This is a genomic window from Lutibacter sp. A80 (genome assembly GCF_022429645.1).
In the GTDB taxonomy this organism is placed as follows: domain Bacteria; phylum Bacteroidota; class Bacteroidia; order Flavobacteriales; family Flavobacteriaceae; genus Lutibacter.
Map to the genome: position 1 here is coordinate 364,050 of NZ_CP092480.1, position 13,083 is coordinate 377,132.

A 13,083-nucleotide genomic window follows, 5' to 3' on the forward strand; every position below is an offset into this window, starting at 1 on the left:
TCTTTGCACCCTGTTAAAAATAAAATCTAAAGATGAAAATATCATACAATTGGTTAAAACAATTTTTAAAAGTTGATTGGGAAGCTCAAAAAACAGGTGAATTGTTAACTGATTTAGGACTTGAAGTTGAAGGAATTGAAACTGTAGAATCCATAAAAGGAAGCTTAGAAGGAATTGTAATAGGTAAAGTTTTAACTTGTGTTCAGCATCCAAATGCAGACAGATTAAAAATTACTACTGTAGATTTAGGACAAGAAGCTCCCGTTCAAATTGTTTGTGGAGCACCTAATGTAGCAGCAGGGCAAACTGTACCAGTAGCAACTATTGGCACTACTTTATATGATGATAAAGGTGCTGGCTTTAAAATTAAGAAAGGTAAAATTAGAGGTGAAGAAAGTTTTGGAATGATTTGTGCCGAAGATGAACTTGGCTTAGGAAGCAGTCATGATGGAATTATGGTATTAGATGATTCTTTAAAAGTTGGAACACCAGCTGCTGAAGTTTTTAATATAGAAAAAGATGAAGTTTTTGAAATTGGATTAACTCCAAATAGAGCAGATGCTATGAGTCATTATGGTACTGCTAGAGATTTAAGAGCTGGTTTAATTCAACAAGATATTTCTTTAGAATTAATTTCACCATCAGTTACAGAATTTCATGTAGATGATAGAAGTTTACGTTTTGATGTAGTTGTTGAAGATGTTGAAAAAGCACCAAGATATACAGGTGTAACAATTTCAGATATTACTGTAAAAGATTCTCCAGATTGGATTAAAAATAGATTAAAAGCTATTGGTTTAACTCCAATAAACAATATTGTGGATGTTACAAATTATGTTTTGCATGAATTAGGACAACCATTACATGCTTTTGACGCAGCAAAAGTAAAAGGCAATAAAGTAATTGTAAAAACATTGCCAGCAGGTACTAAATTTACAACATTAGATGAAGTTGAACGTGAATTACACGAAGAAGATTTAATGATTTGTAATGGTAATGAAGAACCAATGTGTATTGCAGGTGTGTTTGGTGGTTTAAATTCTGGAGTGTCTGAAAATACAACTTCAATATTTTTAGAAAGTGCCTATTTTAATCCTGTTGCAGTTAGGAAAACAGCAAAAAGACATGCTTTAAATACCGATGCATCTTTTAGATTTGAAAGAGGTATTGACCCAAATATTACTAAATATGCACTTAAAAGAGCTGCAAATTTAATTTTAGAAGTTGCTGGAGGTAAAGTTTCTTCTGAAGTAATGGATTATTATCCTACTAAATTTGAAGCAAATCAAGTATTTCTATCCTTTGAAAAAATGGATCGTTTAATCGGTGCAAAAATACCTAGAGAAACAGTTAAAAATATATTAGCTTCTTTAGATATTAAATTTAATAGTGTAACAGATGGAGGAATTGGATTGAGTATTCCTGCTTATAGAGTTGATGTTACAAGAGAAGCCGATGTAATTGAAGAAATTTTACGTGTTTACGGTTATAATAATGTAGAATTTTCACATAAATTAAATACATCAATTGCATTTTCGGAGTTTGATGAGGTAAAAATTGAAAATATTGTAGCCAATCAGTTAGTAGCTCAAGGTTTTAACGAAACTATGGCAAATTCTTTAACAAAAGCAAGTTATGGAACATTTTCAGAAATGATAAATGATGATCATAATGTAGCTATGTTAAATCCACTAAGTAGTGATTTAGGTGTTATGCGTCAATCATTATTGTTTAGTGGTTTAGAGTCGGTTATTTACAATATAAATAGAAAGAATAGCTCATTAAAATTCTTTGAGTTTGGTAAAACATACCATAAATTTGAAAGTGGTTATTCTGAACAAAAACATTTAACCTTATTTGTTTCTGGAGATAGAACAAAAGAAAGTTGGAATGTGGTTCAAAAACCATCAGATTTCTTTTATTTAAAAGGAATTGTAACTACAATATTACAACGTTTAGGTATTAGTAAAGTGAAAATTACTCCTACAAAAAACGATGTATTTTCAGAAGGAGTTACATTAAGCTTAGGAAAAATTAAATTAGTAGATTTAGGAGTTGTAAAACGTGCCATAAATAAAGAATTTGGAATTAAGCAAGAAGTTTTATTCGCCGATTTTAACTGGGCAAATTTATTAAAAGTAGGAGGTAAGTCTTCTATCAATGTTTCAGAATTGTCAAAATTCCAAGCAGTTAAAAGAGATTTTTCTTTATTACTAGATAAAGAAGTTACATTTAATGAAATTTATAATTTAGCTTTTCAAGCAGAGAAAAAACTATTAAAAGAAGTAGATTTATTTGATGTTTATGAAGGTGATAAATTAGAAGAAGGAAAAAAATCGTATGCTGTTAGTTTTTTAATTCAAGATGAAAACAAAACCTTAACCGATAAACAAATTGATAAAGTAATGCAGAAGCTGCAACAAACATTTGAAAAAAATGTTGGTGCAACATTGCGATAAATTATATAATAAATAATTATATGAAAGAGCTCATTAAAATAAAATTTAATGAGCTCTTTCTAGTTTTACTTTTATAACTTTTTTAGATACATTTGATTAAAATTTAATACCATTGAGAGCAAATAAAATTAAAAAACAAAAACGGCAGATAAGTCTTTTTCAACTTTTTAAAAAATTAATAACTTATGTAAAACCTTATAAATATCTAGTAATTGCCACGTTATTTTTAACGCTAATAGGTTCTTTTTTAGCACAAGTAAATGCTTTAGTTTTACGTTATGCTGTTGATGAACTTACTTTGTTAACAGAAGCGAATAATGGGTTTAAAGACGGTATTTCACTTCTGGTTACAATTAGTATTATTTTACTTTCAAAAGAATTGGTTTACGCTATAATAAAATATGGACAAAATTTTTATGGCGAAAAAATGAAAATATATATTTCTCGTGATTTTGCTCAAAATGTAGTAGATAAAATCTTAACCTATAAAATGTCGTTTTATAGTTCTGCAGAGAATGAAAGTGGAAAATTACAAACAAGAATAGATTTAGGTATTTCTAGTTTAACTCAATTGGTTAAAAACTTCTTTTTAGACATTCTTCCATTATTTTCAAATGCAATTATAGCATTGTTTTTTATGTTTCAAGCTAATTTTTATGTGGGTTTAGTTAGCTTAGGTATCATCCCAATATTTTTTTATATCAGTAGTTTACAAGCCAATAAATTAAAAGGATTTAGGCGAAAAATGCGTGGTTTTAGAGAATCTAGAAATAATGGAATTATAGACTTAATAAATTCTATAACAGTTATTAAATCGTTTACCAGAGAAAGTTCAGAAAGTAAAAAACACGAAGATATTCAATTTAATATGACCGAAAATCAAATGAAAACGCGTCAATTAAGTTTTTTATTTAATGGAGTTAAAGTATTTATTGAACAGTTTGGAGTGGTTATTATAATTATTTTAACTTCCTATTTTGTGTTAAATGGAACAATGACCATTGGAGCTATTATGTTTCATATATTATTATTTAACAATGTTTCTGCTCCCATTAGAGAATTGCATAGAATTTACGATGAAGTAAATGATGCCTTAATTTATTCTGAAGCATTTTTCGATATTATGGATGCTAATGATACAGAATTTGGTGGTACCTATATTCCTGAAAAAATAACGGGTAAATTTGAGTTAAAAAATGTAGATTTTGCCTATCCAAATGGTACAAAAGCATTGTTTAATGTATCAATGCTAATTAAACCAAATACAATCAATGCTTTGGTTGGTTTAAGCGGTGCAGGAAAAAGTACAGTAATTAATTTATTAGATAAATTTTTTGAACCAACCTCAGGAAGTATTCTTTTAGATGGGGTAGATTTAAAGGAATACAATACCGTTTGGTTGCGAAATAATATTGGGTTGGTTTTGCAGAAAAATCATATTTTTAATGGAAGTATAAAAGAAAATATTTTATACGGAAAAGAAGACGCTACAGAGGAGGAAGTTGTTGAAGCGGCAATAAAAGCTCATATTCACGAACAAATAATAGAATTACCAGATGGTTATAATTCTAAAGCTACACTGCTTTCTGGTGGCCAAAAACAGCGAGTTTCAATTGCTCGATTGTTTTTAAAAAACCCACCAATTATTTTTCTTGATGAACCTACAGCAAGTTTAGATGCTATTGCTACTGAACAAATTAAAAAGAGTTTAGACTCTATTAAAAAAGGACGTACTGTAATTATTATTTCACACAGTATTTCACAAATTATAGATGCCGAAAATGTTATTGTTTTAGAAAAAGGGAAAGTTATTGAAGAAGGTTCTCATGAAGATTTATATCATAATGAAAGTGCTTATTATAATATTTTTAATGCTATGGCAAATAGTTTAAATTTAGATAAAATTACTGATACAATGAGTGATTAAATTAGCTTAAATACCTTTTGAATTTTAATTAAATAAAAATTTTATTATGCAAATACCATCTAAATTCAATTCTTTTAGATCACAAATTAAATTGTTATTCATCGTAATTTTTTCTATTAGTATTGTAAGTTGCCAACAACAAAAAGAGTTTTTAATAACACTTGAAGGCAAAATTGTAGATAGTAATAATGTAAATAAAATACAAACTTCATACTTGCAAATAAATCGTGCTGAAGATGCTAAAGGTCTAGTTATGTTTATTCCAGGAGCAAAAATAAACAACGATTCTATTTTTAAGGTATATAACCAGATGGGGTTTTCTGTGGCAACTTTAAAAGGACAACATCTAAAATTAGAAGATGTAATAACGGCGTTTCATTTTATTAAATCAGATTTAAAATTTAATTTAAATACGGATTATACCTGTATAGTTGGAAATTATGAAGGTGCAAAATCAGCAGCTTTAGCAGTATATAAGTTAGATGAGGAAGCACGTCCAAATGCATTAACTCTAATAAACCCTGTAGGTTTTGATGAGGTAACTGAAGGAACTGTTTTTCCGGCAATTAATCCACCATTAGTTACAAAAACAAAGCTATTATGTATTGCAAATAGTTTAAAACTCAATAATAAAGAATATACCGCTGCTAGTGAATTTACAAAAACATGGATTGGATATGATGGAGTTGCTTTTTTTAAAGATATAGCAACTACCGAAAATTTGACATTATCAAATAAAAATGTAGTTGATATTTTAAAGGCTTTCAATAACGGAAAAATGACTCTTTCAAAAGAAAAAGAGAACCCTGCTGCAATTTCAGTAGAAGGGTATTCACCAAAGCGTCATGCTGAGAAAATTAAATTAATTAAAGCTAAAAAATACGATTTACTTTTTGTAGGAAATTCTATTACAAATAATTTTGAAAAACCTGCATATCAAGCTATTTGGAAAAAGTATTTTGGTTCTCGAAATGCTATAAATTTGGGTTATTCAGGATATCGTACCGAAAATATTATTTGGAACATACAAAATGGAGAACTCGAAAACCAATCTCCTAAGGTTATTATTTTAGAAATAGGAACTAATAATATTGATGAAAAGAATTATCCAACACGCCATACAGCATCGCAATTGGCAGTTGGAATTGAAAAGATAATTAAAATATTTAGAGAAAAATGTCCAGAATCTAAAATTATATTACTTCGTAGTTTCCCTGGTTGTTATGGAGGACCAAATCCAACATCTCACCGTAGAATACTTGAACGTGCTTCAGATATTACCTCTAAATTAGCTGATAATAAACATATTTTTTATTGTGATGTTAACCACGTATTTTTAAACATTGATGGTTCACTTAAAAATGAATTAATGCCAGATTGGTTGCATCCAAATGCTAAAGGAGCAGAATTATGGGCTCAAACAATGGAACCTCTTTTGTCTAGATTAATGGAAGATGAATCTAAAGATGATAAAAAGCCTTTAAATACTGCAATAATACCAGTTTCAAAATTAGAAGAAGATAGCTATAATTGGTGGGAAAGACATAACGATGTACTTAAATTAAAAGATTCATTAAATCCTGAAATTGTATTAATTGGTAATTCTATTACGCATTTTTGGGGAGGGAATTTTCCTCCATTTAAAAATGCAGATGGTACTTCTAGAAAAGCAAATGGACTAAATTCGTGGAAAAAAACCTTTGGTAATTATAAAGTTTTAAATTTAGGTTTTGGATGGGATAGAACTCAAAATGTATTATGGAGATTAGATAATGGAGAACTAGATAGGCTTGATCCAAAACTGGTAATTATTCATATAGGCACTAATAATACTAGTAATACTAAAAATGCACGTATAAATACTGCTTCAGAAATAGTTGAAGGTATTAAGGCAATTTGCTTACGTGTTAGGTCAAAAACTCCGAGAGCAAAAATTGTTTTAACGCAAATAATGCCACGTGAGGAAATGCCGAATAATTCGCGAAGAATTTTGATAAATGAAACCAATCAAATACTTGAAAAATTTGCAGATAAGAATAATATATCATTAATAGATATTAGCTCTAAAATGTTGACAGAAAAAGGTGTTCTTACCAAAAAAGTAACACTGGATTTTTGCCATCCAAATGATATCGGTTATCAAATTTGGGGTAATGCTTTACAAACATTTATTGATACTATATAAATTGTTGTATAAGTGATTACATATTTATAATAGCTAAAGAAGTTTAATTTTTATTAAGATTAAACTTTTTTTATGTGTTAGACTAAAATAAATGTAAATAATACAATTAATTTATAAAATCTAAGTAGAATAAACTTATATTTAACATTTAGAATACCAAATATGCTTTGTTATAGGTTTTTATAGTAAATTAATTTTACTGAGAAACTATGTTTAAAATAAGATTTAGCAAGTAAATATTCAAAATATAAGTCCAAGTTTATCAATATAAATTAATTTTAATCACATGAAAAAACATTTATTTTACTCCCTAATAACTCTGTTTTTATGTGGAACTAGTATGATTTCACAAAGCAAACAAGTCGATTGGGAAAATCCTCAATTTTTTGAACAAAATAAAGAAGCACCTCACAGTACAATGTTTCCTTTTACAAGTAAAGAGGCTGCATTAAAAAATGATCGTAGTTACTCATCTAGATTTCAATCTTTAAATGGAAAATGGAAGTTTAACTGGGTAAAAAAACCGGCGGACAGACCTGTAGATTTTTATCAGAATAATTTTGATGTTAGTAATTGGGATGAAATAGATGTACCATCAAACTGGGAAATAGAAGGATATGGAATTCCAATTTATGTAAAAAGATTTCCTTTGGTGCCAACACCACCATTTGTTGATCACGATTTTAATCCGGTAGGTTCTTACCGTCGTACTTTTAATATTCCAAATACTTGGGACAATCATAAAGTTATTGTGCATTTTGGATCAGTTAGGTCTGCTATGTATTTATGGGTAAATGGTAAAAAGGTAGGTTATAGTCAAGGAAGTAAGCTTCCAGCTGAATTTGATATTACATCTTATATTAAAAAAGGAGAAAATACTATTGCAGTTGAAGTTTATCGTTTTAGCGATGGATCATATCTTGAAGATCAAGATTATTGGAGGTTAAGCGGTATAGAACGTGATGTTTTTATTTACGCTAAACCTAAATTACATATTGAAGATTATTTTGCAAAACCTGAACTAACTAAAGATTATAAGAATGGTATTTTTAGTTTAGATATAAATTTAAAACGCTATAATTCTAACAAAGCTTCTAATATTGTTGTTGAAGCAGAAATTTTAGATGGAACAACTGTTATTTCAAAAATGGTAGAAACGGTTTCATTTATTAAAAACAATACTAAAAAAATAAAGCTTAAATCTAACATAAGTAATCCTAAAAAATGGACAGCTGAAACACCAAATTTATATACTCTTATAATTACAACAAAGGATGAAGAAGGTACTATACTTGAAGCTGTAAGCTGTAAAATAGGCTTTAGAACTGTTGAAATTAAAGGCGGACAGTTACTTGTAAATGGTGTTCCTGTTTTAATTAAAGGGGTAAATCGTCATGAACACGATCCATATACAGGCCATATTATTTCCGAAGAATCGATGATAAAGGATATTGAACTAATGAAAAAAGCAAATATAAATGCTGTTCGTTTAAGTCATTATCCTACAATGGAACGTTGGTACGAGTTGTGTAATGAATACGGATTGTATTTGGTAGATGAAGCAAATCTTGAATCTCATGGTATGGGATATACAGAAGAATTTACCTTAGCAAATAAACCAGATTGGAAAGCAGCACATTTAGATCGTATTATACGTATGGTAGAACGCGATAAAAATCACCCTTCAATAATTATTTGGTCTTTAGGAAATGAAGCAGGAGATGGATCTAATTTTGAAGCTTGTTCAGAATGGATTAAACAAAGAGATGTATCACGCCCTATACATTATGAAAGAGCTGAATTAAAACCACATACAGATATTGTTTGTCCAATGTACCCAAGTATTGATAGTATTGTTGAATATGCATCTAAAATACAAGACAGACCTTTAATTATGTGTGAATATTCACATTCTATGGGAAATAGTACGGGGAATTTAAAAGAATATTGGGATGCTATAGAAGAGTATAAACATTTACAAGGAGGTTTTATTTGGGATTGGGTAGATCAATCTTTAGTAAAAACAACAGATAATGGAGAAGAATATTGGGTTTATGGAGGTGAATTTGGAGATGAAAATGTGCGTAGTGATAATAATTTTTGTATCAACGGTATTGTTAATGCTGATAGAACTGTTCATCCAGCTTATTGGGAGGTTAAAAAAGTATACCAATATTTAGATGTATCAGCAATCGATTTAGAAAATGGGAAAGTGCAATTAAAAAATAAATACCATTTTTTAAATCTAAATAAGTTTGACCTCTATTGGAGTATTATGGCAGATGGAGTTGTAATTGCAGAAGAAAATATGGGAGGTATTAATGTGCCTGCACAAGAAAATAAAGAACTAACTTTAAAAATACCTAAAATCTCTGTAAAAGAAGGGACAGAATATTTTTTAAAAGTTAGCCTCTTGCAAAAAGGAGCAACTCGTTTTATACCAGATGGATATGAACTTGCTTGGGAACAATTAAAAATGCCTTGGAATAAACCTGCAGAAATAGTTAAAATTAAAAAAATTAAAGACCTTAAACTTATAAATCAGACTGCTAATTATACTATTGAAGGAGATGATTTTAACATTCAGTTTAATAAAAATGACGGAACTATCAATTCCTTTAAATTTCAAGGAACTGAATTGGTAAGAACAGGACTTGAACCTGATTTTTGGAGAGCGCCTGTTGATAACGATCACGGGTTTAATATGCAGTACGATAATAAACTTTGGCGTAATGCGGGTAAAGATCGTATTTTAAAGAAAATAATTGCTGAACAAATAACAGATAATCAAGTACACGTTACAGTAAGATCTTTACTAAAAGATGCTAGAAATTCGTATTTTGAAACTACTTATACCATTTATGGTAATGGAGATGTAATTGTAGATAACAAATTTCAGAACGGAACATTCGACCTTCCTGCAATTCCAAGAATTGGAATGAAAATGACGTTACCTGTTGATTTTGAAAAAATAACTTGGTTTGGTCGTGGTGAGCACGAAAACTATTCAGATAGAAATACTGGAGCTCCTGTTGGCTTATACACAGGTTCGGTATCCGATCAATATTTTGCATATGTTAGACCACAAGAAAATGGTAATAAAACAGATGTTCGTTGGGTAGCATTACAAAATAAAAATGGAGTTGGTTTAATGGCTATTGGTTCATCTTTACTTAGTGTAAACGCACAAAATTATACTATTGAAGATTTTGATTCTTATGGTAAAAATGAAGATAGACATACAATTGATATAAAAAAACGCAATCTGGTAACACTTAATCTTGATTATAAACAGATGGGAGTAGGAGGAAACGATAGTTGGGGAGCAAAACCACTACCGCAATATTTAATTAAGCCAAGAGTTTATACCTATCAATTTATTTTAAGACCTTTTTCAAAAGGAGCTAATTTAGTTGATATTAGTAAAAAAAGATATTAGAAAGTTTATTCTAAAATGTTTTATTGCAACTTTAATTCTAAGCCAGTTGAAATTCAATTTTAATTGGCTTTTTGTAAATTTCACTTAAATACTTAATCAATTTTGATACTTATAGTTTTATAGAATTTTTCATATTTTTACTTTTAGAAAGTATTGAGATACTAACTAAGAATATTTTTTAAAGATTTTATATTCTTGGTATTATAATTGTTATGTAAAAGCTTAAAAAGAGAAGATTTGTATGTGAAATAGTGTTTTAAACCTATAATACATTATAATTCTCCTCTTTTTTATGTAAATATTTTATCAAAAAAATAAATAAAAAACTATAGCAGTTTTAACCAATAATTTATAATATGAAAAAAATACTAACAATTATTATAATCGTTTCATCATCGGTTGTAAATGGACAAACCTTAAAAGATTCCGTAAATGTTATTTACAAAAATTATTTTGATTTATTAAAAACAAAAGAAAAGTTAGATACAATTGCTCTTAAAGTTGAAAATTTTGGAGAATTAATGGAGTCTAACAATCAAAAAATACAAAATTTAACAGAAGCTGAACTTTTTGGATTAAAAAAACAACTAGATCAACGAAGAAAAAAAATAATTAATACTACAGAATTTGTATTTGCTTCAAATGCTAGTTTAAATGCAATTAAACAGTTAGATGCTACCAGTGATTATTTAACACAAATTTCTAGCTTGAATAATCCAGATAATTCAGATTTAGGATTCTCTTTATCCGATGAAATTACATCTATTTTAGAAAAAGAAATTATAAAGGGAAAGAACAAAATTAACGGAGTAAAATCTTCAAAATTTTTATTATTTGTTGATAATATTATAAAATCTCCAATTACTCAAACACTTACAAGTGCTATTCCGGTTGCAAGCTCAATTAAGTCGGTTGTAGATTTAGTAATGGTGAATGCCCTTAATGGCAAAGACACTTCAATAGACGATGTTGTAGACTTAAAGAATTCGTTAAAAGTATATTTAGAACACTATGAAGGGTTGGCAAAAGCTCAAATTGAATTTGAACAAAACTTAGGAAATTTAGATATTAGAAAAGAAGGATTGGTTTTATTATTAACACAATTTACTACTGAACGTTCAAATACTTTAATTCCAAATGCTATTTCAGAAGAAGATGAAAATTTATCATTAACACAGCTCATTAATAAATATTATACCAAAAGCATTGTTCAGCAAAGAGTTGATAAAATAATAAACACTAAGCCATTAGACCATAATGCACATTTAGCAAATAATGCCTTAGTTTATCCTAATTACGCTTTAAATCAGGCTAAATTTATTAGAGATGAAATAGAATCTTTAAGCAAAGAATATATTTCAATTTTATCTACTTATCAAACTGCACTTAAAGTTGTTTTAGAAAAAAGTAAGATTATTGGAGATACAACTCGAATAGATAACAAAATTTCAGAACTTGAAGGAAAATTATTAGTAGTTAAAAATACATTTGATGATAACTTAAATATGCATAAATTAAATGCGACATTTAATACATTAATGAGTTATTAAATTTTTTTTATAAATATTTAACATAACTTAAACATACTACCTAGTATGTTTAAGTTATGTTTGCATTATGCAACAGGAGTTAAAATCTGAAATAACAAAACAAGTAATTTTAAGTAAGGCTTTTAATCTATTTTACAAACATGGTTTTAAAACTACCAGTATTGATAAAATAATGAAAGAAACTACTTTTAGTAAGGGGGCTTTTTACCATCATTACAAAAGTAAAAAAGAATTAGGTCTTGAAATTATTAGCTTAAAAGTTCAAAAGCGTGTTGTAAATGGTATGATTTTACCGCTTAAAGAGCCAGGTGATGCTTACCAGTTAATAGAAAATGTTTTTATAAAACGTCTTAAAGAGTTTTCCTTTTATGACAAGGAGAATGGTTGTCCAATGAACAATTTAATTAATGAAATTGGAAATGATGAAATTGCATATCAAAATGCACTTAAAAATATTGTTGAATTGTGGAAAAAAGCTTTGGTACAATTATTAGAAAGAGGCAAGTATGAACATTCTATTAAAAAAAATATTTCCAGTGAAGCTGTGGCAATTTATTTAATAAGTGCCTTTGAAGGTATTAGAGGAATTAGAAAACTATATGATAACGATTCTGTATTAGATGATTTTGTATCGGGTCTCTCTTTTTACTTAAAACAACTAAAAGTTTAAATTTTTTTTAACTAAAAACATACTAAATGGTATGTTTTATAAATAACAAATAATATGAGAAATGAAAGAAGAGATTTTATTAAAAAATCTACCTTATTAGGATTAGGAATTGCAGCTACACCACAATTTGGAATTGCAGCAAATACAGTTGAAAACACTAAAGAAATTAGTAGTACAAGACCAAAAGTTTTGTTTTTTGATGTAAATGAAACTTTATTAGACTTAACAGCTATGAAAGAAAGTGTAGGTAAAGTTCTAGGGAATAGAAATGATTTATTACCGCTTTGGTTTACAACTATGTTACAATACTCGTTGGTTTCAACTGTTGGAAGACAATACAATGATTTTGGTATTATTGGTGCTGCCGCATTGCAAATGGTAGCAGCTAACAATAATATTAGCTTAACAGAAGCACAAGCTAGAGAAGCAATTCTTACACCAATACGTTCTTTACCAGCACATCCAGAGGTGAAATCATCTTTAGAAAGCTTAAAAAAGGCAGGTTATAAGTTGGTGTCATTTACAAATTCTTCAAATAAAGGAGTTGAAACTCAATTTAAAAATGCAGGATTAATTGATTACTTTGATCAACGTTTAAGTATTGAAGATATGGGGAAATTTAAACCACATGCAGATGCATATGATTGGGCAGCTAGAAAAATGGGAATTAAACCAAGTGAATGTTTATTAGTTGCAGCCCATGGTTGGGATATTGCTGGTGCAATTTGGGCAGGATGGAGAGGCGCTTTTATTAGTAGACCAGGAGCTCAATTATATCCTTTAGCTCCAAATCCAGAAATAAATGAATCTAATTTAAAATTAGTAACCGATAAGTTAATTGCATTAGAATAAG

The 13,083-nt window shown here is 28.6% G+C and carries 7 protein-coding genes; all 7 read left to right on the plus strand.

Going from position 1 to position 13,083, the window contains the following annotated elements; genetic code table 11:
- Positions 1 to 32: 32 nt before the first annotated feature.
- The 7 genes from pheT (at position 33) to MHL31_RS01600 (ending at position 13,082) form a co-directional block, all read left to right on the plus strand.
- Positions 33 to 2,459, plus strand: coding sequence for a phenylalanine--tRNA ligase subunit beta (pheT, locus tag MHL31_RS01570; RefSeq protein ID WP_240227326.1), 2,427 nt, complete (start codon positions 33 to 35; stop codon positions 2,457 to 2,459).
- Between the two features lie 148 nt (positions 2,460 to 2,607).
- A complete protein-coding gene (locus tag MHL31_RS01575) occupies positions 2,608 to 4,386 on the plus strand; it encodes an ABC transporter ATP-binding protein (protein ID WP_240228825.1) in 1,779 nt (592 codons plus the stop codon).
- Positions 4,387 to 4,432: 46 nt separating this feature from the next.
- A complete protein-coding gene (locus tag MHL31_RS01580) occupies positions 4,433 to 6,571 on the plus strand; it encodes a GDSL-type esterase/lipase family protein (RefSeq protein ID WP_240227327.1) in 2,139 nt (712 codons plus the stop codon).
- Positions 6,572 to 6,857: 286 nt separating this feature from the next.
- Entirely contained in the window at positions 6,858 to 10,010 is a 3,153-nt protein-coding gene (locus MHL31_RS01585) for a glycoside hydrolase family 2 TIM barrel-domain containing protein (protein WP_240227328.1), read from the plus strand.
- A gap of 356 nt (positions 10,011 to 10,366) precedes the next feature.
- Complete coding sequence (locus MHL31_RS01590; RefSeq protein ID WP_240227329.1) at positions 10,367 to 11,560, plus strand: hypothetical protein; 1,194 nt, start codon at positions 10,367 to 10,369, stop codon at positions 11,558 to 11,560.
- 67 nt (positions 11,561 to 11,627) lie between these two features.
- The gene (locus MHL31_RS01595) at positions 11,628 to 12,230 is read left to right on the plus strand and encodes a TetR/AcrR family transcriptional regulator (protein WP_240227330.1); all 603 of its coding nucleotides are present in this window, start codon (positions 11,628 to 11,630) and stop codon (positions 12,228 to 12,230) included.
- Positions 12,231 to 12,284: 54 nt separating this feature from the next.
- Positions 12,285 to 13,082 (plus strand): haloacid dehalogenase type II, encoded by a 798-nt coding sequence (locus MHL31_RS01600; protein ID WP_240227331.1) that lies wholly within the window; start codon positions 12,285 to 12,287, stop codon positions 13,080 to 13,082.
- The last annotated feature ends 1 nt before the right edge of the window (position 13,083 follow it).